Genomic DNA, 23,502 nt, shown 5'->3' with positions numbered 1-23,502 from the left:
GCCTATTTTTATAGGCTTATTTTATTTGCATTATCCAATGTTAATATCTGTATAAATACCAATAATCTATTTTATATCTCGGGATAACGCTGTGAAATTAGAGCCCATTGATCCTCAAAAATTTACTGAATTCGCTGCATATTCTGAAAAAAAACGCACAGCTTCAGAGCGTTTTCTCGACAAAATCAAGCCACGTTCAGCAGCAATGCGAACAACGGTATTGGTTTTATTTGTAGTATTTTTCAGTTTATTTATGTCTTTTTGGTTCTTTTGGAAAACTCTATATTTACCAGAGATTCAACAACATGCTCGCTTTTTAGCAGTTGAATTAGAAATGGTCAATAACCCTCGCCTACAGATTTATCATGATGAACAACAGCTTGATACAGATGAATGGCTCAAACAGCGTGTCGGTGTTGAATATGTTACTGATCCAGCAGAATTTCCCAACGTTAAAGATAAACTGATTGCTGACTTTTTTACGAGTCGCATTGAGCATCAGCTTGCAACAGAACTAAATATCAAAGATGTGACGGTCTATTTCCAATTTAAACCGAGTCCGCGCATTTGGGTACAAACCCCTGAAATGAATGGTAATTGGGTGCGTGAACCGCTCAAAACTTATGCGAACTATAGCCCTGAACTTATTTTAGCTTGGTTATTGGGAATTCCTCTGATCTCTGCTGCCATTATTTTAACTTTAGTCCGCCAATTGAATCGCCCATTGCACCGATTACAAAATGCAGCCAATAGCTATAGTAAAACAGGCAAAGCGCCCTATCTTGAAACCAATCATGGACCTCAAGAAATTCGAGAGGTAAATCATGCCTTTAATCAAATGATTTATACACTAGAACAAACTGAGCGTGACCGCCAAATTATGCTCGCAGGCATTTCTCACGATTTACGTACTCCATTGACCCGCGTTCGCCTGAGTGCTGAAATGATGCCTGATGATGACTTTTTAAAAGAAGGTCTGATTTATGATGTCGATGATATGGATGCAATTTTGAATCAATTTATCTCTTATATGCGAGATGGTTCGGATGAAGAAATTCAAGACACCGATATCAACAACATGCTACAAGAGCTTGTTATTCAGTTTAAACCCCTTGATGTACGTTATACACCGCAATCTCTACCCATCATCCAAGCTCGCTCGTTGTCGCTTAAACGTATGATTGGTAACTTAATTAACAATGCCAAACGCTATGGTGCTGAGCCCATTAACCTAAGTGCTTTAGTTGAAAATGATCATATTAAAATTAGTGTTTCAGATCATGGCGAAGGTATTCCTGAAGACCAAATTAGTGATTTAATGCAACCCTTCGTTCGTGGTAATGCCGCTAGAACAGTACAAGGAAGCGGTTTAGGTCTTGCCATTGTGAAGCGAATTGTCGATTTACACCAAGGTGAATTATATATTCACAATCGACCTGAAGGTGGACTTGAAGCAATTATTTCATTGCCGCTTCGACAAGAAACTGAGCAGGAAGATGTGCCACAGAATACAATTCAAAAAATTAAACAAACACTTAGCGATCATTTTTGATGGTCGTTCAATAAAGCAACACCCAGTATCGTTTAATTATCAAGCAGGCACTATTATTTCATTTAAAAATAGCAACTTAAAACACATCACCAATATTTATACCTACATTTATTGAAAAAATTAGACCTTAGCATTAGAGGCATGCACAATTCAGTTTGATGGCGGTACAATCCGTCTAGTTTTGAACAAGAATTGAGCGTAAACCATGTCTTTAGATCGTATTCGTTTAGCATCACTCCACAATAAAGTGATGAGCGCAGAGCAAGCAGCTACCTTTATCCAAGATGGCATGACTGTTGGTATGAGTGGTTTTACTCGTGCAGGTGAAGCAAAAGCAGTGCCTTTGGCACTTGTTGCTCAAGCACAAGAGAATCCTTTAAAAATCACATTAATTACAGGCGCAAGTCTAGGTAATGATCTAGATAAAAAACTGACTGAAGCAGGTGTTTTAGCACGCCGTTTACCGTTCCAAGTAGACAATACCTTACGTAAAGCCATCAACAAAGGCGAAGTGATGTTCATCGATCAGCATTTGTCTGAAACTGTTGAACAAATGCGTAACCTTCAGTTGAAAAAACCTGATGTTGCAATCATTGAAGCTGTTGCAATCACTGAAGATGGTGGCATCATTCCAACGACTTCTGTAGGTAACTCAGCAAGTTTTGCAATTTTCGCTGAAAAAGTGATTATTGAAATCAACACCAACCTAAGCCCTGCATTCGAAGGTTTACACGATATTTACATCCCAACGTATCGTCCAACACGTCAACCAATTCCGTTGACTCAAGTGGATGAGCGTATTGGTACACCTGCAATCAACATTGACCCATCTAAAATCGTGGGTATCGTGATTAATAGTGAACTCCATGACTCTCCATCTACTGTGACTGAACCTGATGATGAGACTCAAGGCATTGCAAACCACCTGATCGCTTTCCTTGAAAAAGAAGTGGCTGAAGACCGCTTACCGCCAAACCTAGGCCCATTACAAGCAGGTATTGGTTCGATTGCGAATGCAGTACTTACAGGTCTTAAAGATTCTAAATTTGAAGACTTAGTGATGTATTCTGAAGTTCTTCAAGACTGTACTTTTGAATTGATCGATGCGGGTAAAATGAAATTCGCTTCAGGTTCTTCTATTACGCTTTCTGCTAAATATGGCGAAAAAGTATTTAATAACCTTGAGCAATACAAAGACAAACTTGTATTACGCCCACAAGAAATTTCAAACCATCCTGAATTGGTTCGTCGTTTAGGTATTATTGGTATCAACACTGCGCTTGAGTTCGATATTTACGGCAACGTAAACTCTACTCACGTGTGTGGTACGAAAATGATGAACGGTATTGGTGGTTCAGGTGACTTTGCACGTAATGCACACCTTGCAATTTTTGTGACTAAATCAATTGCAAAAGGTGGCGACATTTCTTCTGTTGTGCCATTTGCATCTCACATTGACCATGCTGAACATGATGTTGATATTCTTGTAACTGAACAAGGTCTTGCTGATTTACGTGGTCTTGCACCGCGTGAACGTGCTCGTGCTGTCATCGACAACTGTGCTCACCCAATGTACCGTGATGCATTAAATGATTACTTCGATCGTGCATGTGAAAAAGGTGGTCAAACGCCTCACATTCTTCGTGAAGCACTTTCTTGGCACTCTAACTTCGAAGAAACAGGTCATATGTTGACTGCTCAAACTCAAGAGAAAAAATCTGCATAAGATTTTGGTATTGATTGAGGAATAAAGAACGCCCGAAAGGGCGTTTTTTACGCCCTTTCGAAGCATGCTCATCACCTTTTCCAAAGGAGGGGGATCTAACCATTCACATTCTCTATCGCTTAAACTACCTCAACAACTTTTTCTTTTTTCTCTACAAATGCCACACTCGCTTGATCTTGACGAATCATATCCACCGCTTTCTCTGCAATCATAATTGCGGGCGCATTGGTATTACCATTCACCACAAAAGGCATAATCGAAGCATCGACTACACGTAAATTTTGCACCCCATAAACACGCAGTCGCGCATCTACAACTGCCATGTCATCAACACCCATCTTACAACTGCCTACAGGGTGATAGACCGTATCTGAGCGATCACGTAACACCTGACGAATATCTTCATCTGTCTGTACGTTAGAGGTAAATAAATCTTCCTTAATCATACTTTTAAATGCATTAGACTCCATCAATTGCTTGGTTATCTTATAGCCTTTGACCATTTCTTCTAAATCTGACTCATCACCATAAAAATCAGGATCAATGAGCAAAGGGTCATCAATACTCGGCCCACTCATTTTAATCGTGCCCCGACTTTTTGGATTTAATAAGCATACATGACAAGAAATACCGTGCCCTGTATGCATGGTACGAGCATGGTTATCAACAAGTGCGACCACAAAATGCAGTTGTAAATTTGGAAGCTTTTGTTCTATTGAACTTTTAATAAATCCACCACATTCCGCAAAATTGGTTGTGATCAAACCACGGCGTTCTTTTCGATAACGCCCAATTTGCTTGACCAAATCAATTGATCCCGGAATGGATAAACCAAAAGTGCCTTCAATTTGACTGACTTTATAGCCAAAAATAAAATCGGGATGATCATGGAAATTCTTTCCCACCCCAGGTAGATGCTTCTTCACAGCAATACCATGCTGGGTTAATTCATTTTGATCTCCCACACCTGAAAGCATCAAAATTTGTGGTGACTGCATAGCACCTGCACTGAGCAACACCTCACGACGGGCACGAATCTGCTTTAATTGCCCATCTTTTTTATATTCAACACCAACAGCCACGTCATTTTCAATCAAAATTCGATGTGTTTGCGCATGAATTTCAACTGTTAAATTTGGACGCTCTAGATGTGGAAATAAATAAGCACGTGCGGAGCTACAACGCTCACCATTAATATGTGTGACTTGGTAAACGCCTAAACCTTCTTGTTCTTCGCCATTAAAATCATCTAGGATTTTATAACCTTGCTCTTGAGCAGCTTGAATATATTTTTCTTGTAGCGGATTTTCGCTATGTAAATCAATAACAGATAAAGGGCCGTCATTGCCATGATATTGGTTTTTTATACGTCCATTATTTTCAGATTTAATAAAATATGGCAAAACGTCATCATAAGACCAACCTTCGTTACCCAATGTCGCCCAACCATCATAATCTTGACGATGCCCTCGAATATAAATCATGGCATTAATCGCAGAAGAACCACCTAAACATTTTCCACGCGGTTGATAACCCTTACGACCATTCAAACCTTTTTGCGGTACGGTTTCAAAAGCCCAATTGTTGATTTTAGTGGGAATACTGATCACGGCTGCACAGGGCACTTCAACTTTCCACCCATCGCCACCACCGCCGGCTTCTAACAAACATACAGATACATTCGGATCTTCTGACAAACGTCCTGCCAAAACACAGCCTGAACTCCCACCACCAATGACAATATAATCAAATTCCTGTTGATTCATTTCATAGTCCTTTTCTTTCTATTTTAATAATTTTACTTTTTAACCCATCATTCACTGCAACCAAATACTGAAACATCTATTTATTTTAAACGCAACTCAGCTTATTATTTATACACAACTTTCAACTCGGACGCAGTATTTTTTATATCTGGCTTGAACCCATAAAGATCTAAATCAAAAACATCGTTAAATCTTATTTTTTCTTTTCATAAAACTTTTTCTGCTACTTTTTTACTCGGCCCAAGCGTAAAAAGACAGGAAATGTGATTTCAAATTCTTGCTCTAAATCTTGTAAATATTCAGCTAAATCTAACAATGCATGTTCAGCATACTGATCTTGATAATTTTTTATTGCCGACCATGTACTCAAATACTTGAGTAATTGCGCTGCTGTCCACTGATAAGTCATTGAAAATTTAGGAACAGTAATCTCATCAAAATCAAATGGAATCGTTTGATACGCTTCATCAATATACCGACGCTCTGCATCCCAACAGCCAGCAAGTTTTTCATAATACAGTGCTTGAATCATCGTATTGACCTGCTGATCTTGAATCTCAAGTAAGCCATAACCCACTACAGCAAGCAGACCATTTACCTTTAATGTGCGCCTAACTTCTGCATAAAATTTTTCAAAATCGAACCAATGAATCGCTTGAGCAACGGTAATAAGATCAAAACTTTGATTGGTGAATATTGTCTGTTCAGCAATTTGAATTTGATAACTGACATTTTCAAAATAAGGGGCAGATTGTAATTGGCTCTCACTCAAATCAGTTGCCACAATCTGTTCAAAATATGGTACCAAAAGCTGAGTAAACTGCCCTGAACCTGCACCACAGTCCCATGCAAAACTATGTTCAGGCGTATGTTTTAAAATTTCATGAATCACACTATGCGGATAATCTGGTCGAGCTTGTTTGTAAAGTTGGCTATTCTGAGAAAATAAATCTTTCATATGCTTCATTCTTATTTTTCTATTTAAGAATAACTTTACACTGTTTTTATCACAAGAGAATGCATCCTGTTCGACAATTTTTCAAACTCTTGTAATGCCAAGCCAATAGATAAGATACAAACTTAATTTTGTACTGAGCGTATACTGAAAATTGTTTGCTCGATAGGCTGTAAATCATTAGTCATCTGATAATAACGAAAAAAATCCTGAACAAGTTCATTGTTCAGGATTTTTTAAAATATGGTGGCGAGACCCAGGATCGAACTGGGGACACACGGATTTTCAATCCGTTGCTCTACCTACTGAGCTATCACGCCGATGCGGTGTATTAAGCCGTATCTGACTATATTAGTCAATATAAAACATGATTTTTTTATTTGATTGAATGTTTTTCAGCCAAACTATAGCCAAAAAAAATCCCTAAAGTTTATTTAGGGATTTTTTAAATATGGTGGCGAGACCCAGGATCGAACTGGGGACACACGGATTTTCAATCCGTTGCTCTACCTACTGAGCTATCACGCCGATGGGTCGTATTAAACAATCTAAGCCCGTACACGTCAAGTATTCAAATGCATTAATTTAATCAATAGTTTGTTTTTACATCAACTTTTCTCAAATAATGTATTATTCGGTGATATTTCACTCAATAAATTAGTATTAGAACTACTTTTATAATACATCTATACGTCCTATGACTTTTGAGTACATATAAAAAAACAGCCTTTCGGCTGTTTTTTCATGCATTTGATGAGAACAAGATTCTTAAAATTAAACTTTGCCCAAATGTGCCAAGCAACGGTGAATAGCACCACAGCCTGGTTCAAAAACTTTCACACCTTTTTCTTCTTCTATACGACAGACTTCTTCAACCAAACGCTCTGCTACACCACGCCCTCGATTGGCAGGATGCACCACAATATTTTCAAGGACTTTACTTTCACCCTGACCAGTACACCAAAGTGCACCAATAATCTTTGTATTAAATTCTGCAGTATAAAGTAAGGTATACTGAGCTAAGTTTTGCTCAAGTTGTTCTACTGCATCTTTACCATCACCGAATTCAGGACTTGTGTCGTACAATCGCTCAAGCTGATTGCGAACTTCCTCATTTTCAAGCGAAGTTTTAGCATGTACGGTAATAGGCATTGATTAACCCTCCAGAGCAATCTAATATGCGGTGATTTTCGTCACCACGAAAAAACATTTTTACATCAAGGTTTTATTTTTGACGTCTTTTGAGGAACGTGTCCATGGCGCAACGTATCAGTGAAGTTGTAAGAAACACCAACGAGACTAAAATCCGAGTTCGTTTGAATTTGGATGGTACGGGTCAAGGCACCCTCAATACAGGTATTCCATTTTTAGACCATATGATTGATCAAATCAAGCGTCATGGCTTATTTGACATTGATATTGAGTGCGATGGCGACCTTGAAATTGATGATCACCATACTGTTGAAGACTGTGGAATTACCTTAGGTCAAGCATTTGCTCAAGCTTTGGGTGATAAAAAAGGCTTAAAACGCTACGGTCATTTTTATGCACCGCTCGATGAATCTTTAAGCCGTGTAGTGGTCGATTTATCGGGTCGTCCAGGTTTATTTATGGATATTCCATTCACTCGTGCCATGATTGGTCGTTTTGATGTCGATTTATTCTCAGAATTTTTCCAAGGTTTCGTCAATCACTCACTCATGACTGTACATATTGACAATTTGAAAGGTAAAAACAGCCATCACCAAATTGAAAGTGTATTTAAAGCCTTTGCTCGTGCACTTCGTATGGCATGTGAAATTGATCCACGTGCTGAAAATACTGTGGCATCAACAAAAGGATCTTTGTAATGACCCGTATTGCCCTTCTTGATTATGGCATGGGAAACCTACATTCTGCTGCCAAAGCACTTGAACATGTTGGCGCAACGGTTGATGTAACCAATGACCCAAAACTCATTGCCCAAGCTGATAAGATCGTATTTCCGGGTGTTGGTGCGATGCGTGACTGTATTCAAGGCATGCATGAAGCTGGTATTGATGAAGTTGTGCGCCATGCTGCATTCAATAAGCCTGTTTTAGCAATTTGCGTCGGTATGCAGGCATTGCTTGAAACTTCCGAAGAAAATGGCGGTACAGATGCGCTAGGCATCTTCAAAGGTGCTGTAAAGCATTTCCCTGATGTTGAAGGCTTAAAAGTGCCCCATATGGGTTGGAATCAGGTGCATCAAGCCGATCCATCACATCCAATGTGGAAAGACATTGAGCAAGATGCTCGCTTTTATTTTGTACATAGCTACTATGTTCAACCACAAGATCAAAGCCTAGTTGCAGCGACCTGTAATTATGCCTTAGATTTTTGTACTGCAATTCATAAAGAAAATTTATTTGCAACACAGTTCCACCCTGAGAAAAGTCATACGGCAGGATTACAGTTATTGAAAAACTTTGTGGAATGGAAAATATAATTTAGATTTCCTTCATATCTGAAAATCCATAATACAGAGATCAAGTGACTTCGGTTACTTGATCTTTTTTTATAGTTAGATAACAATATTTTGAAATAATCGTATTTTTATTTTCAAGATCAATTCCACATATTATTTAGAATAATAAAGAGTATTTATGCAAAATAGAAATAAAACAAATCAACCTTCTGCTTATGTTGCTGATGGTCGTTGTGGTCGTGCGACCTACATTGCTTGGAACTTCCTCATCACCTTAATCATGTTTATCTGTTTTGCCATTGTGATTACAATCTATTGGAGCAGTATTAGCGTACTCTTCACTATGAATGAAGCCACACCTGAAACAGCAGATCAAATTATAAATGCCATTGCTCCGATCAATGCTTTTGGCTCGTTGATTAATTTTATTTTTATGTATTTTATGTTTGTTTTTTCCATTAAGCGTTTACATGATTTCAATAAATCAGGTTGGTTTTCCTTATTTAACCTCATCCCCATTGTAAATCTATTTTTTATCGTTTGGCTCTCTATGAACATTGGTGATGAAGGCAAAAATGATTTCGGCTATCCACGCCCAACAAAAAAATGGGAATATATCCTTGCTTGGATCTCAATTATTTTCACTAGTCTAATTGGACTTAGTCTAATTGTCGCTTTAGTTCAAGTTTTTAAATTTTTATAAAAACTCATAAATTTAGCTATTTCAAATACAACTCCAAGATAGCCAAATCAATCTGAAATGTGATTACAACATCACTTTTCAGATTCATCACGCATGACAAAACCGCCTTCTATCGGTTGAACGCTAATTTTAATGTCGGCTTTTAAATTCAATGCTGCATAACGGTCTTTAATTTCACCCATAAGTTGCTCCATCGTTACATGACTCAAATCAAGCTCAGACTCAGCATAAGCTTTGGCAACCAGATCAGCTCGGCTATCTTGCTTTGTATCACTGCTTCTACGTTCTGTCATGCCTACAAGTTTGACCAACTCAACTAAACTTTGTGCGCTCGAGGGTGTTGAGTTCTGTAGCCATTTACTCATAGTACCTTTTGAGGATTCCAAAACACTCACGAGATCAGATGCTTTAATATTTTTTTCTTGAATGAGTTGTTTTAGACGCTTAGCACCTTCAACAAATAAATCATCATCCTTATCTGACATAAAACAATCTCCATTTTTCAATGTGTTAAAACTATCATTTTTTCAGCAAAATTTGTTATAAACATTCTAATTCTTCATCGTGAATATTGCCTGTGTTAGCACTTAAAAATGAACTTCCCAATAAAATACAGTGTATAGAAAAAATAATTTAATTGTATGCATATAAATTTCCATTAGAAAAGTAAGCATTAATGAGTTCTTTTTGGGTGCATCATTAAGCATGGTGTAAACATTTTCTGCATTTATAAACATTCTAGCGTCCATATTCCTACGATTCTGAACTCCTCTAGACCATATTTTAAACATACCTAATGAGTTAGTTTTATCTTAGAGCAAATTTTTGATTTTTCTTTATCAGATAAATCAAAAATATATTTATCAACATAAAAATTTATATCTTTAGAAAAATATGTTTTTATAAAAAACTTACAATTTTCAATTGCTCCATATCGCGATTCATTTATTCGACTACTGCTACTTATTCTTTGCAGAAATGGTTTATTTTTCTTCAATAAAATTAATGTAGAAATATCAATATTTCCTCTATCTGAAAAATTTGTTGAAACTTCAACACTTTCTTCATTTATTTTTTTTAATTTAGCGTTGTCATAATATGAAATTTTATAATAATCAGTATTTCCTATTTTTTAAACGATAAGCATTTTTTCCATACTTATCTGTATACTCAAACAGACATATTTTATTTTTTCCAACAGTAGAACAACTGTAATCTTTAGCTTTTGCCTCACAAGAAATTGAAATAAATAAGCCTATAAATATTAAAAAAAACTTATTTTTTATTTGTACATTGATCATACTTCATAACCTTTTTAAACTTGTCCAATTCTGGACTTTGGTAGGAAACAAAAAGAATAAACAATTAGGTATTCATTACACCCAAATCGCAAGTGATCATTGGTACAGTTTCATCACTGGTTTTAAAAACTGTAAACAAAGTATTGCTAAGTTTTTTACCGTAGGTATTGAAGGTAATAATTGTAAAATAAGGCATCGAATTAGGCGGGGTTTAACAGCAGTCGCAAAGTTGCCCGACTTTGAAAAATGGCTTTAGCCATATTTCAAAGCATCGAGCTAATGGTATATTTTAGCTAATTAATATAAGAATTTTGATAACTCAACATTTGATAATTCATACCTTTTATCAAGTGGTAATTTTTTTATTGTGCGATGATCATCGTTACCATCAGGGACTATTTTTTGTGAGACTACTTTTGTTAAGAAAATCCCTTTATTTTTTTTATCGAATTGCATTATCGTTTCAGTTGTTGAACTTTGCCCATACACTAAAGAAATAGAGAATCCATGATTGATTGATTCAACATTGATGTCCGATATGTAGTCAAGGTTTGATAAGAGTTTTCCGCTAACTATAAGTGGCTTTTTATCTTCATGTATAACAAAAACATACTTATGTAATGTAGAGTCTGAATATGGACAATCTTTTATTTTTTTGGGTGAAATATTTTTATCTAGGATATAAATATATTGAGAATTAGCTGTTTTTAATGTAGAAATTATCTTATATCTATCTGATATTAAAATATTGTTTTTACTTATAAATCTTTCTTTTTTTTCATCACATTTTTCATCATATTTAGCTGCTACTTTATTTTCAGCATAAGCCATTCCAATAGTACAAATCAGCATTAAATACAGAAAATACTTCATCAATAAGTCTTCCAAAAAATAGTATGCCCTTCACAGACAGTAGCTATAATACTTTTACCTGAACTACGTGCATTAGTAATGTAAATAAAATTTCCAGTACTCCAATTTTTAGGATCTGCAAAGACAGGAGATGGTACTGATGAGGTGTAATTATATTTTGTATACACAACCTTTCCTTTTGGATAAATTTTTAAAGTAGCAGTCTTGTACTTTTCAAAAATAATTTTATCAATAGTTATTTTTTTATACTCTCTAAATTTTGCATGTGGTACACCATTTTGAAATGGGCTTTTTAGCCCCCAAGCTAAGAAATCTGTACCATCCCAAAATGTTGCGCCTTTAGTTGGATCATCATAATCAGCTAAAAATTGTAATAACCCTTTGTGAATATTATTTGATTTAGTGTCAGTTTTAGAAGGTATCAATAAAGTTCCTTTCTTACTTTGAGGAACGGAAGAATAAGGAGTGAGAAGGAGCTTAAATAATTTCCAACTTAATTCTTTTGCTCTATTCGATGCTGTAAACCCTAAACAAACACATTCTTGACCAGGATCTCCAGCTTCTTCAGAAAGAATAAATGCATTTTTTTGAAAATCAGTATGTGTCATTTCTAATTTTTTCTTATTTTTATAATCCTCTCCATCTTTCCCATTACAAGCATATAAATCTTCTACTTGCCCTGTACCATTAGTTATTTTTCCTTCAAAAATACCCGTGTCCACATTGTAATAATGACCATTCAATAAATCTTTATCATCTACCAAACTATTAGTTAAATTTTGCTGAGAATTAACAGGCTGAGAGCTTGATCGAGCAGAGCTACCCGAACTTCCGCCCCCTGCATCACCAACAACATGCGATTGTTGATATAATATTTTCGCTCCACAGGTCAAAGAATCCCCTACAAAAGCCACTGCCTTCCCATCAAAAATGACATGATCATTGATTTTGATAACGGTTGACCAACACTTACATTTAGGACAGAAATGCCCATCTCCTGCTCTGACAAAAGTATTACCTTCTTGAGAACTTCTTAACTGTGTAGAAGGAATAATTCCACCGTGATCAGTCGGTGCATTGTGAATCGCAAAACCTTTCATTATCTCAGCCCTTAAAATTTAGTCATGACTAAGAAAATTCTTAGGTATTGGTTGATCTTTAAAAATACGGATCGTGATTCCTGTAGCAGAACTATCCACAATTTCATCGCCATTTTCTAAACGACTACCAGCCAATGCCACAGAAGCCCCTTCAACAATACAAACGTCACCTGCACCTGAAATAATTTTAGAAATTGTGCCATCGGCATAAATCACATCATCCCCAACACGACCAATAGATAAGCTCTTAATTTTCCAAACATCCGAAGATGCTTTCAATAAACCACCTTGTTTAGTCTTAGCCCCATTAACAGCTAAATAATAAATTGTATGAGGTTTATTATCGTAATAAAGCTGTTCAGCATTAAGAGTTTGTTCAATAGGTAATTCATGAGAAAAGATAGGACTAGTCATTTTTATATTCTTAAAATTATTGTGACAAAGTTAACATAAAAAGCAATTAAGAAAAAGTAATACATAAATCATTTCCAATGAGAACCGAGCAAATGCCTACGAGCAATTATCTGCTATAAAAGTTTTGCGCATCTCCGCCCTTTTCTATGATTATAAATTTTCTGTTGCGACTAAATGAAATTAACTGAGTAAGAACTCCGCAGAACATCCCCTAAAATGGGTAGTGGAAGATTTAGATGACTAATCCAAATGATAATTTAGACGAGCAACTTTATATTTTATAGGCGCATTAAAAATGCTGTATTCAGGAGTAAGACAAAATAATTTACAGGCTCCGATTGAACTATCAATTCATTGCGCTCTATGTCAGTGCCTTTGTTGCCTTGGTCATCATTTTATTTTTGGCAATATTTCTATTTGTACCTAGTTTGGACGAGATTCAACAACGTAGATGGGAAGTAAATAACCTCAAACAATACAGCCTTGATATATCAAAGTATGACAGACAAACCTGCGTCAAAGTTTTGACTAAAAAATGGGTATTGGGAAAATATGGATCACTATATGATTGACCCTAAATAATTTGAGGCGGTACTTTGCCCTGCTCTTGGTCGCGACCAAATAAATACAGCAGTCGCAAAGTTGCCCGACTTTGAAAAATGGCTAAAGCCAATTTTCAAAGCATCGAGCTAAAGTATTCATTACGCAAGTATTATTTTTCGGAGCTTTAAGCGCTATAAAACATCAGATAATTTTATATATCCTTTTGTTATTTTATTTTTACCCTTAAATTCAACTTTCATATAAATCAGATTATTTTTTTTAATTAAATTATCAACTTTCACTTTATCCCCACGGACAATATAAGGTTTCGTTTGTTTTAAATTTTCATCGAAAAAATATGCCTTCGCTGAACTTATTTCTAAATTTTTTATTACTTGATTTGAATCATTTTTTAAATAAAATGTAGGTGTCTTATCCAAATAAACTGTACTTAAATTAAGATCACTAGCTAATGTTTTTAATTCCTCAAATACGTAGTACTTACTGTTTTTTAAAACATATGTGCGTGTATAACTGACAGGTCCATCTTTAAATCTTTCAATAATTTGCTTTTTAGTACTATCGACTTCTGGGTCATATAGTGGACTTAAATAGAATTTTTTAGCTTTATTTTCAGATATATCAAATATTTCATATTTACCACTAGGGTTACAATCATCTGTATGATTTACAAATAAATATTTTTTATTATCATTTGTTAATTTTTCAACTGAAAAAGCATCTTTATCAAAGCAGTAATTATTATCAGTAAATAGAAAAATTTTAGTATTCCCCTGTTTAAAAAAAATTCTATTATTTTCTTTCAACAACCCATCACTAGCAAAAGAAAATGTTGAATAAATTGTCAAAAATAAAAATAAATACTTATTATTTAAAACCATTTCTCTTTTCAACCTCTCTCAATATCTTTAAAAACAAGCTTTTTCTTTCTGCCATGCCATTAATACCGCCATTTATTTTTTTACTTACTTTATAAACAACAGCCAAATGTTGTGAATCAGTATACGTTTTTGTTAAATCACCATAACTATTGCGAATCAAACTATCTGCGTTTTTGAACTCGTTAAAAGCCCATACTGAACTTTCCACGGCATGAAAAAGATCACTACACAATAGATCTGGATTGCTTACTACATCAAGTCCAGAATATTGTTTATATTTAATATAAGCACTTTTCCAAGTCAATTGAATCAGACCACGTCCTTTATATCTTGCTCCATCACCTACTGATGTATTTCCTTCGTTTATGATTTGTTCACGCCTTCTACATGATGCACTTTTTGGAATATTACATACAGACGCTGGAAAATTTGCAATCTCCATCCTTGCGCCCGTTGTATATTCAACCAATGTATTAAAGTGATCACACTCATGATAAATCTGAGCAAGAAAATGACAAAGCATCAGTTTTTCTGTCATTTTATACTTTAGTAATCCTTTATTGAGAGCAGATAAAAATTGTTCAGGAGATGTATGTTGAGTCGATTTCCCATTCATCTCTTTACGCCAAAATAATTTTTTTGTTCCATATACTTCTTTAAAAAAATTTAATGAAATAATTTCACCAACAGAGCTATCCTCTATACGCTGAGGAATATTAGGATCATTTTTTGCTGTTTTTCCATTTAGAACATCTACATCTAACTGTAAATCAATAAACTCTTCCTTTACTCTTCTAACCATGAACTCGACTGAATCTAAAGGCTTTCCATCAGGTTTAAAAATAGTCAACTTAACTTTTTGACCAACCCAATTAGTTAATTTTAATTGCCCATTTTTAACTTTTAAATTCTTCTTTTGTCCATTATCAAAAATCATTTCAACATCTACATCTTTAACAGCGTAATGTTGCCCCGATTTATCTAGTACTTTTATTAGCGTAAAACCCTTAAAACTATCATATGGTTCATTTAATTTAATTAATATAGGTTGCTTAGTTCCAGCTCCTGAATTTCCAAAAAATTTAAGCTCAAACTGATCTTTAGAAGTGAGTGTTAAAATTTCAAAATCTCTATTTGCAGAGGATAAAACCTCAACAATACCTTGATTATTAGTATATTTATCAGGGGAGCTTCCTTTTCCTTTAGGTCTTGATTGAATTGGATAATTAACCATTACCTTTCCATTACTATCTACAATTTTAAACAAGGTGCTAACTATTCCTTTATTGGGAGTAGGACTACCACTACCTGTTTTATTATATTCATCAATTGTTTTAGGCAATTTTATAATGATAGGATTATTTTCAGATGAAATTATTGATGAACTTATTGATTTAAATACAGTATAGTTCTGTTGGTTAGGAGGTTTAGCTAAGATTTCTATTGTTTTATTCGGAGAAGCTTGAAATATAAAAAAGCCATTGCTATCTGTTTTTTTTAAATTTTCTGTAGTTGAACCTGCATATCTAGATTTTACATTTAGATTGATTACATACTTTCCAGAGCTATCAAAAAATTTTGCTGTAATTATATTTAATTCAGACATTTAAAAATCATCCCCTGTATATACCTCTTCATTATCAGACTCAAGCAGAGCCTCTTCTAATAATTCATCTTTATTTTCACCATCCAAGCGATTTTGTTTTAAAGAAACATGCGAAGAATTAAAGCCTAAAGCTGTGAATTCTGTTGAATCAGATGTATAAAAACGTAAGGAGCTTAAATTTTTTTCATCATCTAATTGATCTACTTTTGATGTTATTAAACTATTTTTATTTTGATCTAAAACAAAAATTTCCTTTTCATTACCAAGATTATCATCCCAATTGTAATCAATTTTATTACTATATGGTGTTTCAGACATAGGCAAACTGACCTTAGGAATAGGAACATGTGCTCCACCTTCAAAAACGTGCTGTCCTGCAAAAACTTTAAACTCCCCAGGTGTTTTTATAATTATACCATCAGAGGAAATAATAATTTGTGAACCACCAGCCATGACTATGCCATTTGTAATTATATAGATAGAATTGCTTTAGTATAACTTAATAATATTATAAATATGACTTTTATTGTTGCCATTCAACTTCAAGATAGTATTGTTATAGCAATCGACAACAAGCATCTTCTTTTAAAAGATAAAAAATTAGATGAATATCAAGAATATGAAGATTCAAAACTATATGCATGGCATAGTGGAATTATCACTGGTACAGGTGAACACTATGTCATTGATAAAGCCATTCGCCTCTTTATCAATAATGCTGAATCTGACCTTGAAAAGCTCCCTGCATGCTTGAATATTTCAAGACAAATTAGAGAGATGGAAGTTGGACAGCATGAACAAATTCAATTATCTAAAATTTTGTACTCCAGTTATAGTGAAAATGGAGCAAAACTTTTTGCAGTAGAATTAAATGAAGAGTCTGGTTTGTATCAAACCAGTGAATTTAAAGAAAATGACTTAATCATTTGGCTATTCAATCAAAATATTCAAAGCATTACAGAACATTTAAAAACTTTATATGCCAATCCTCGCCCCCGATCTTCATTCACTCGAGTCGAAGACTGGATTGATTATTATATTTCAGCCATTGCAAAAATATATGAAAAACAAAGTCATATTGATTCTTGGATGAGCAGTAGCTTTGATATATTTTTTCAAACTAAAGATCACTATTTTTATCAATACATTGAAAATAATAGAAACTTTATTTGAAATAAACGATTAATTATTTTAAATGCTTTTAGAACCTTTGAAAGTATTGCTATCAGGTGGTTTCATTTAAGATTAGCATATTAATTCTCTTATATAACCCAACAACAAATAGAATATGCTGATGCCTATGCTGCGCTTTTATTCTATCAAGAATTACACGCTAGAGGCTCAATTTAGCCACAATGATAGAAAAATTGGCTTCATCATTAGGAAAATTGGGCTTTCTTGGCAATAAAATCCATGACTAGCACTTAGAAATTGATCAATACTTTGCTAAGATTAGCGCCAATAAATTCCTTATGAAATTAGGCAAGGAGCGAAAGCATGCTGATCATCCCTGCAATTGACCTGAAAGATGGCAAATGTGTTCGTTTAAAACAAGGTCGTATGGAAGACGATACTGTATTTTCTGATGATCCTGTAGCCACTGCACAGCATTGGGTCAATGAAGGTGCACGCCGTCTACATCTTGTTGATTTAAATGGTGCTTTCGCAGGTACGCCTATTCATAAGCCTGTGGTTGAAGCGATCTGTAAAGCACAGCCTGAACTACCTATTCAAATTGGTGGCGGTATTCGTTCATTCGAAACCATTGAACACTACTTAGATGCAGGTGTGTCTTTTGTCATCATTGGTACAAAAGCAGTTCAAGACCCTGAATTTGTAGAAGAAGCATGTAAGAAATTTGCAGGTCATATCATTGTCGGTATTGATGCTATTAATGGCATGGTTGCAACTGATGGTTGGGCGAATGTTACAGATGTTAAAGCGACTGATCTTGCGAAACGTTTTGCAGATGCAGGCGTATCAAGCATTGTGTATACCGACATTGCCCGTGATGGCATGATGCAAGGTGTAAACGTTGAACAAACCGTTCATCTTGCTCAATATTCTGGTTTACCTGTGATTGCTTCAGGTGGCGTAACTAACCTAGATGACGTTCGCAACTTAAAAGGTCAACCAGGTATTTTAGGTGCGATTACTGGCCGTGCGATTTACGAAAACACTTTGAACTTACGTGAAGCACAATTACTTTTAGATACGCAGTCGCTTTAAGTCACTCCGTATTTAAACCCAAAAAGAGGTCGATATGACCTCTTTTTTCTTTGTGATAATGTTCTATTTTCATTGTTATCTAGCCTTATCATTTTACCGAAAGATTCATTTTAGCTCCCATGTCTATATTTTTAAGCCCTTGGATGCAATCCAAAGCACCTCAATTGGTTCTAATTTTTATTACCATTATTTGGGGTGGTAGTTTCCTAACGGTGCAATATGGTCTGAACTTTAGCAGCCCTATTTTATTTGTCGCTTTACGTTTTGCAGCGGCTGCCATTCCCGTGAGTATCATTTCATGGCGAAATTTAAAAGGCTTCAATTTAAAAGAAATTGTTGCAGGTGCGTGTATTGGTGCTGTCATTGCAATTGGCTATGGTACGCAAACCGTTGGGCTACAAACCATCAGTAGTAGTGAGTCTGCATTTCTAACTGCGCTTTATGTACCACTAGTACCTATTTTTGTTTGGATCATTTTTAAAACTAAAACCCATCTAATGACATGGCTCGGCGCAGGTTTGGCTTTTATTGGCTTAGTATTTTTAACAGGAAATGGTTTTGGCTCTATTCAACTGAATGATGGGCAAATTTTGACACTACTTGGCTCAATTGCGATTGCCTTTGAGATTATATTGATCGGTCATTTTGCTGGTTCAGTGAATGTCCGCCGAGTGACCGTATTACAACTAGTCTTTGCATCATTATTTTGTTTTTTACTTGCACCTTGCATTGGTGAAACACAATTACCCATGTTTGATTGGCGATTATTAATGGTTCTCATTGGGCTTGGCTGTGCGAGTGCAGGCATTCAACTGGCAATGAATTGGGCACAACGCGTAGTCGATCCTTCACAAGCTGCCATCATTTATGCAGGCGAACCTGTGTGGGCAGCAATCTTTGGGCGAATCGCAGGTGAGCGTTTACCGATAATTGCTTTATTTGGTGGTTTACTCGTGGTACTTGGTGTGATGGTCAGTGAGTGGAAGCCAAAATTTTTACAAAAAATGGAAAAAGAGATAAAGCCATAATGTTTTCAAAATGGCTTATGATCTCACTTGAAAATTTATGGCAGATGTCTTTATGAGCACTTTTTATAAAAAATCACATGGCTTAAAATATTCAACATCCGGCATTGGATCATAAAAATGATGAAGCAATATTTTCCATTCTAAATATGCCTCAGACTTTCTAAAGCCTTCTGTATGATGCTCAAGCTTATCCCAATGTACCTGTAAAATATAATGCTCTATATTCGTATGATGTTGCATGAGCTGTAACTGTTGGAAACCTGCGGCTTGCTGAATAATTTCTTTGGCAATATTAAATGCCTGTTCAAACGCAGCAGATTGCCCCACACTTACGTGTAAATGTACATGCTCAATAATCATGAAATATGAATCTCGTTAAGGAACAGGTTTATCTTCATTTAACACAATTAATCCACGTACAGCTCGGTAAACAATCCAAATCCAAGAAATAAAAATGACCGCTACACAAAAAGTAGTGCCAGCAAATGCAACACCCGCAAATGCATTTGGATTATCTAATGTCATGAACAAAAAGAAAAAAGGTACAAAGGCTAAGATATTCCAAATCAAATACCACCAAAAGGTACGAATTTGCCATTTAAAATGGCTTTCATAAATCGTACCTCGGACTGAATCCAATTTAACGTAGTTAATTATCAATGCGATGACAGCCAAAATCCCTGCCGAAAAAATTGCAATCATATATAAAATATAAAGAATAAAAGTTAATGACTTACTGTTATTTGAATCCATATCTTTATCTCCAATCGCATTTCCAAAAGATTAAATTTTGAAGGTGTTTAAAGGTGAAACCAACCATACTATTAATAATAGATTTAGAAAAATTGTACAAAAGTAAATATTGCGAAACGGTTGTTTTTGCGTTTTATGTCGTAAACGTTGTTGTGCTAACCACGCAGATGGCCAACCACCCAAAAAGGATAAGATATGTAATGTATTTTCAGGTACACGGCGCTCACCTTGCTGAGCCGCTTCTTTATCTTGAGCATAAAACCAATACGTCATTGCATTGATAATAAAAACAAAGAGTAAAACTAGACTTGGCAATAAACCAGCAAAACTCAATCCTGCCAAAGCAATAATATAAATTACTGCCGCAATTTGCATAGGTTGTAATTTTTGTTTCTGTGCCTCAGCATAATTACTTTTAGACTGTGCAGATTTTTTCTTTGTTTGCGAAGCTTTTAAATACGTCACTTGCTTGGCTTGATAGCGCCCATGACCATCAAGCTGAACCACATATTCCAAAGCACAACCCTCGATTGGACGAGGACCGCGCTGTGCAAAGTCTTTAATATGTAAAAATACACGATCTTTGCTTGCATCATTGGGTTGAATAAAGCCGTAACCTTTATCATCAAACCATTCTACTAAACGTCCTTGATCGCGCATTTAAACCTCTTTATTCATAGACCTAAAACTAGGTGAAAAACCATTAAGCTGTGACGAATTTTAATCGTTCAATCAGCATATTACGCATTTCTTTCGGATTTTTCTGCAAAATATCATCGCCAGTACGACCTTCAGCTTGATTAATTTGAGCCACTTGCAAACGCATCATCCAAAAACGCCCTGCAGCCATTGCCAAATACAACTCTAAACACGATTTTTCATCTGAAGTTAAAGGACGAATCGTTTCATAAGCTTCAAGAAATGCTTGTGCTTTATCTTCATTCAACGTCACATCAGGATATTCAGTACAGAAATCATTGAGCGTAATCGCAATATCAAACAACAATTCATCTTGATTCATTTCATAAAAATCTAAAATACCTGTCAGTTCCTCCCCCTCAAACAAAGTATTGTCACGGAATAAATCTGAATGGATTAAACCTTTCGGTCGATCAGGATACATCACTGTCAAAACTTCATATAAACCCAATAAATTATTCAAAATAGTCTTATCGGAATCATCTAGTGTAGGCTTAATCTGACGTGCAACATTGTACCAATACGCATGATCACGCGCCTCAGCACGAACCAAAGGAAAGTTTTGTAATGCTACATGCATTTTAGCTTGAGCAATTGCTATCGCTTGTGTTTGCTCAAGTGATGCAGGCATCGGATGATCACCCAACATCCGAGGTGCAATTTGTGCAGGTTTTTGCTTTAATTCATGAATCGCTTTACCACTATGACTTAATGGTACAGGGACAGCCAAACCTTGCTGCCCAAGATGTTCAAGTACAGGAACCAACTCACCTGCGCCCTGTTCATCAAGGTTTTCAAATAAAGTCAAAACATACTGTTTTACATCTGCACACACAATAAAATAGTTGGTGTTTTGAATACCGCCCTGAATCGGAATCAGATCATTCACCTCCAGTCCATAAGGTGCTGCGAAGTCCTGAACTTCCTTTAAACTCAAAGTGGTATAAACCGACATATAAAACCTGCGAAAAAACTTACATAAGTTTGATAGAATACCCTCTTGAGTTACCAAGGTGTAGCACCTATGTAGCTTAGTTTCATAATCGACTGTTATTTTTGGAAAAAATTATGCTCGCTAAACGTATTATTCCTTGCCTAGACGTAGATAACGGTCGTGTGGTGAAAGGCGTTCAATTTCTTGATATTCGTGATGCAGGCGATCCTGTTGAAGTTGCACGTCGCTACAATGAACAAGGCGCAGATGAAATTACCTTTTTAGACATTACCGCTACCTCAAATGGTCGTGATACGACGTATCGCACTGTAGAGCGTATGGCTGAAAGTGTTTTTGTTCCACTCACTGTCGGTGGTGGTGTACGTAAAGTTGAAGATATCCGTTTATTACTCAATGCAGGTGCAGACAAAGTCAGCATCAACTCTGCAGCAATTTATAATCCTGAATTTGTACAAGAAGCATCACAACGCTTTGGCGCACAATGTATTGTCGTTGCGATTGATGCGAAAAAAACTGGTGACAACAAATGGGAAATATTCACCCATGGCGGTCGTAAAGAAACAGGGATTGATGCAATTGAATGGGCTGTGAAAATGGCTGAATATGGCGCAGGCGAATTACTCGTAACCTCAATGGATGCCGATGGGACTAAAGCTGGCTACGACCTTGCGCTAATGCGTCAAATCAATGATCGAGTGACTATTCCAACAATTGCATCAGGTGGTGTAGGTAATTTACAACATTTAGCCGATGGTATTTTACATGGTGGTGCAGATGCCGTTTTAGCTGCGTCTATTTTCCACTTCGGTCAATATACCATTCCTGAAGCGAAACAATATCTTGCTGATCAAGGTATTGAGATGCGTCTATAATTTAAAAAATGCAGACCATAGAGTGTAAAAATTACACTCTTTTTTACACTCAAAACAGCTAAAATAAAGATAAAAAAAAGGAGCCCTAAGACTCCCTATTAACTGAGAAAAGATAAGAAATACGCTTTCAAATCTTTAAAAAAATAAACATTCACTTTTACTCGCAAATCCAATATATATCAGCCATATACCTAGATATTGACCAATTACGCCTATTTTTATGACAATACACGACAGTTTGTGATTTTTAAACTTTAAGATAAGGCATCGACACGATTATCCGCTTGAACTTCAGTTTCAAGCATTTTGATGTTTTCAGCCGCCAACATTTTTACAGGAAAATACTGTTCCACTGTTTTTGACAACCATTTTGCTACAGGTTTTGGTAAGGTTATTCCCAATGGATTTTGCTCTTTTAAATCTATTGAAGACACCACACGTGTTCCCATAATATAATCAAACCAAGGCTTGGTCACACACCAGTTGGCATCTTGATTTGAGTTCATATGATGATCATAGTGCCATGGAATCGTCTTTTTCGCCCAATCAGGTTCTAAATGTGAACGACGATGAATATAATAATAATTGCAGGCACAATAGATGGTTGAAAGTGCCATACCTTTTGAAACAGGTAAAAATGCTGTACCAAATGCTGCAACCACAACAGCTAAAGATATCACTTCATTTTTTGTACGCCAATTTGATAAACCTTCGACATAACCATCATCAAAAAAACTTTGCTTTCTCACTTCACGATGATGTTCCCAATGTGACTTCATACTATGTGGCACAGGGCTAAAACGTGGCTTTCCTGTACGATGCGTACCATGCAAAATATATTTATGTGCAAACCACTCAAAGCCATTGGCAATTACAATACCGGCAATAAAACCTTTAATCATTATCAGCTCTCCTCTTTATATCACTCAATATACCCCTGCTAATTTGATGAATCTTGACCCTAAAAAACCGTTTCGTTGACAAATTACGACAAATTGATTCAAATATTCTAAAAGATAATCTCAAACTCATTTAAAATGAGGGTTAGAACCCTACAACACCTGCTGAAAGGCTTGGAA

23 protein-coding genes, 2 tRNA genes and 2 pseudogenes are annotated in these 23,502 nt (G+C 35.6%); 10 read left to right on the top strand and 17 right to left on the bottom strand.

The window, feature by feature from the left end; genetic code table 11:
• The first annotated feature begins 91 nt into the window (after window positions 1-91).
• Together FW754_RS00455 and FW754_RS00450 are read left to right on the top strand one after the other, a co-directional pair.
• Window positions 92-1,552 carry an ATP-binding protein gene (locus FW754_RS00455; RefSeq protein WP_419345791.1) on the top strand — a complete coding sequence of 487 codons (1,461 nt, stop codon included), beginning with the start codon at window positions 92-94 and terminating at the stop codon, window positions 1,550-1,552.
• Between the two features lie 205 nt (window positions 1,553-1,757).
• Complete coding sequence (locus FW754_RS00450) at window positions 1,758-3,278, top strand: acetyl-CoA hydrolase/transferase family protein (RefSeq protein WP_409509856.1); 1,521 nt, start codon at window positions 1,758-1,760, stop codon at window positions 3,276-3,278.
• 119 nt (window positions 3,279-3,397) lie between these two features.
• Here FW754_RS00450 and FW754_RS00445 read toward each other — a convergent pair whose 3' ends face one another.
• The 5 genes from FW754_RS00445 to FW754_RS00425 all read right to left on the bottom strand — a co-directional run bounded on the left by FW754_RS00445 (window position 3,398) and on the right by FW754_RS00425 (window position 7,151).
• The gene (locus tag FW754_RS00445; RefSeq protein WP_419345790.1) at window positions 3,398-5,044 is read right to left on the bottom strand and encodes a GMC family oxidoreductase; all 1,647 of its coding nucleotides are present in this window, start codon (window positions 5,042-5,044) and stop codon (window positions 3,398-3,400) included.
• Between the two features lie 223 nt (window positions 5,045-5,267).
• On the bottom strand, window positions 5,268-6,002 hold the full coding sequence (locus FW754_RS00440) for a class I SAM-dependent methyltransferase (protein ID WP_446323565.1): 735 nt from the start codon (window positions 6,000-6,002) through the stop codon (window positions 5,268-5,270).
• Between the two features lie 241 nt (window positions 6,003-6,243).
• Window positions 6,244-6,319, bottom strand: a tRNA-Phe gene (locus tag FW754_RS00435).
• Window positions 6,320-6,451: 132 nt separating this feature from the next.
• A tRNA-Phe gene (locus FW754_RS00430) sits at window positions 6,452-6,527 on the bottom strand.
• Between the two features lie 246 nt (window positions 6,528-6,773).
• Entirely contained in the window at window positions 6,774-7,151 is a 378-nt protein-coding gene (locus FW754_RS00425) for a GNAT family N-acetyltransferase (RefSeq protein ID WP_419345788.1), read from the bottom strand.
• 104 nt (window positions 7,152-7,255) lie between these two features.
• On the opposite strand from FW754_RS00425, the gene hisB reads away from it, so the two are divergent.
• The 3 genes from hisB (at window position 7,256) to FW754_RS00410 (ending at window position 9,148) form a co-directional block, all read left to right on the top strand.
• Window positions 7,256-7,849 (top strand): imidazoleglycerol-phosphate dehydratase HisB, encoded by a 594-nt coding sequence (hisB, locus tag FW754_RS00420; protein ID WP_409509852.1) that lies wholly within the window; start codon window positions 7,256-7,258, stop codon window positions 7,847-7,849.
• The gene (hisH, locus tag FW754_RS00415; RefSeq protein ID WP_419345787.1) at window positions 7,849-8,466 is read left to right on the top strand and encodes an imidazole glycerol phosphate synthase subunit HisH; all 618 of its coding nucleotides are present in this window, start codon (window positions 7,849-7,851) and stop codon (window positions 8,464-8,466) included. The genes hisB and hisH overlap by 1 nt, the downstream gene beginning before the upstream one ends.
• 157 nt (window positions 8,467-8,623) lie before the next feature.
• Window positions 8,624-9,148: a DUF805 domain-containing protein gene (locus FW754_RS00410; protein ID WP_419345786.1), complete on the top strand. Its 525-nt coding sequence runs from the start codon at window positions 8,624-8,626 to the stop codon at window positions 9,146-9,148.
• Window positions 9,149-9,219: 71 nt separating this feature from the next.
• Here the strand turns inward: FW754_RS00410 and FW754_RS00405 are convergent, their stop codons facing one another.
• The gene (locus tag FW754_RS00405) at window positions 9,220-9,633 is read right to left on the bottom strand and encodes a transcriptional regulator (RefSeq protein ID WP_409509849.1); all 414 of its coding nucleotides are present in this window, start codon (window positions 9,631-9,633) and stop codon (window positions 9,220-9,222) included.
• Between the two features lie 841 nt (window positions 9,634-10,474).
• Between FW754_RS00405 and FW754_RS00400 the strand changes: the two are divergent.
• Window positions 10,475-10,660, top strand: a pseudogene (locus tag FW754_RS00400) (IS1 family transposase); the annotation flags it as partial.
• An 86-nt stretch (window positions 10,661-10,746) separates the two neighbouring features.
• Here FW754_RS00400 and FW754_RS00395 read toward each other — a convergent pair.
• From FW754_RS00395 to FW754_RS00370, 6 genes and pseudogenes are all read right to left on the bottom strand, one after another.
• Window positions 10,747-11,322 (bottom strand): hypothetical protein, encoded by a 576-nt coding sequence (locus FW754_RS00395; RefSeq protein WP_446323564.1) that lies wholly within the window; start codon window positions 11,320-11,322, stop codon window positions 10,747-10,749.
• 835 nt (window positions 11,323-12,157) lie between these two features.
• Window positions 12,158-12,425: pseudogene (locus tag FW754_RS00390) on the bottom strand (PAAR domain-containing protein); the annotation flags it as partial.
• Between the two features lie 15 nt (window positions 12,426-12,440).
• Window positions 12,441-12,836, bottom strand: a complete 396-nt coding sequence (locus tag FW754_RS00385) for a PAAR domain-containing protein (protein WP_446323563.1) — start codon at window positions 12,834-12,836, stop codon at window positions 12,441-12,443.
• Window positions 12,837-13,570: 734 nt separating this feature from the next.
• Window positions 13,571-14,281 carry a hypothetical protein gene (locus FW754_RS00380; protein WP_446323562.1) on the bottom strand — a complete coding sequence of 237 codons (711 nt, stop codon included), beginning with the start codon at window positions 14,279-14,281 and terminating at the stop codon, window positions 13,571-13,573.
• Entirely contained in the window at window positions 14,268-15,887 is a 1,620-nt protein-coding gene (locus FW754_RS00375; RefSeq protein WP_446323561.1) for a glycoside hydrolase family 19 protein, read from the bottom strand. Before FW754_RS00375 ends, FW754_RS00380 begins: the two co-directional genes overlap by 14 nt.
• Window positions 15,888-16,340, bottom strand: coding sequence for a hypothetical protein (locus FW754_RS00370; RefSeq protein ID WP_446323560.1), 453 nt, complete (start codon window positions 16,338-16,340; stop codon window positions 15,888-15,890). It lies immediately after the preceding gene.
• Between the two features lie 63 nt (window positions 16,341-16,403).
• Here FW754_RS00370 and FW754_RS00365 point away from each other — a divergent pair, with 63 nt between their 5' ends.
• The 3 genes from FW754_RS00365 to FW754_RS00355 all read left to right on the top strand — a co-directional run bounded on the left by FW754_RS00365 (window position 16,404) and on the right by FW754_RS00355 (window position 19,144).
• Window positions 16,404-17,060 (top strand): hypothetical protein, encoded by a 657-nt coding sequence (locus FW754_RS00365; RefSeq protein WP_446323559.1) that lies wholly within the window; start codon window positions 16,404-16,406, stop codon window positions 17,058-17,060.
• A gap of 324 nt (window positions 17,061-17,384) precedes the next feature.
• Window positions 17,385-18,116 carry a 1-(5-phosphoribosyl)-5-[(5-phosphoribosylamino)methylideneamino]imidazole-4-carboxamide isomerase gene (hisA, locus tag FW754_RS00360; RefSeq protein WP_409509838.1) on the top strand — a complete coding sequence of 244 codons (732 nt, stop codon included), beginning with the start codon at window positions 17,385-17,387 and terminating at the stop codon, window positions 18,114-18,116.
• A gap of 119 nt (window positions 18,117-18,235) precedes the next feature.
• Window positions 18,236-19,144 carry a DMT family transporter gene (locus tag FW754_RS00355; RefSeq protein WP_446323558.1) on the top strand — a complete coding sequence of 303 codons (909 nt, stop codon included), beginning with the start codon at window positions 18,236-18,238 and terminating at the stop codon, window positions 19,142-19,144.
• Window positions 19,145-19,207: 63 nt separating this feature from the next.
• Here the strand turns inward: FW754_RS00355 and FW754_RS00350 are convergent, their stop codons facing one another.
• The 4 genes from FW754_RS00350 to FW754_RS00335 are packed head-to-tail and all read right to left on the bottom strand — an operon-like array spanning window position 19,208 to window position 21,551.
• Window positions 19,208-19,504, bottom strand: a complete 297-nt coding sequence (locus tag FW754_RS00350; protein ID WP_446323557.1) for an antibiotic biosynthesis monooxygenase family protein — start codon at window positions 19,502-19,504, stop codon at window positions 19,208-19,210.
• A gap of 15 nt (window positions 19,505-19,519) precedes the next feature.
• Window positions 19,520-19,897 carry a DUF4870 family protein gene (locus FW754_RS00345; protein ID WP_409509835.1) on the bottom strand — a complete coding sequence of 126 codons (378 nt, stop codon included), beginning with the start codon at window positions 19,895-19,897 and terminating at the stop codon, window positions 19,520-19,522.
• A 30-nt stretch (window positions 19,898-19,927) separates the two neighbouring features.
• The gene (locus FW754_RS00340; RefSeq protein ID WP_446323556.1) at window positions 19,928-20,557 is read right to left on the bottom strand and encodes a DUF1294 domain-containing protein; all 630 of its coding nucleotides are present in this window, start codon (window positions 20,555-20,557) and stop codon (window positions 19,928-19,930) included.
• Between the two features lie 43 nt (window positions 20,558-20,600).
• The gene (locus FW754_RS00335; RefSeq protein ID WP_446323555.1) at window positions 20,601-21,551 is read right to left on the bottom strand and encodes a homoserine kinase; all 951 of its coding nucleotides are present in this window, start codon (window positions 21,549-21,551) and stop codon (window positions 20,601-20,603) included.
• 113 nt (window positions 21,552-21,664) lie between these two features.
• Between FW754_RS00335 and hisF the strand changes: the two genes are divergently transcribed.
• On the top strand, window positions 21,665-22,423 hold the full coding sequence (gene hisF / locus FW754_RS00330; protein WP_446323554.1) for an imidazole glycerol phosphate synthase subunit HisF: 759 nt from the start codon (window positions 21,665-21,667) through the stop codon (window positions 22,421-22,423).
• A gap of 254 nt (window positions 22,424-22,677) precedes the next feature.
• Here hisF and FW754_RS00325 read toward each other — a convergent pair whose 3' ends face one another.
• Window positions 22,678-23,325 carry a sterol desaturase family protein gene (locus FW754_RS00325; protein WP_446323553.1) on the bottom strand — a complete coding sequence of 216 codons (648 nt, stop codon included), beginning with the start codon at window positions 23,323-23,325 and terminating at the stop codon, window positions 22,678-22,680.
• Window positions 23,326-23,502: the final 177 nt, after the last annotated feature.

Source organism: Acinetobacter sp. 1207_04, assembly GCF_052850415.1.
Note: the sequence above shows the minus strand (reverse complement) of the source record. Positions and strands in the feature narration are given on the sequence as shown.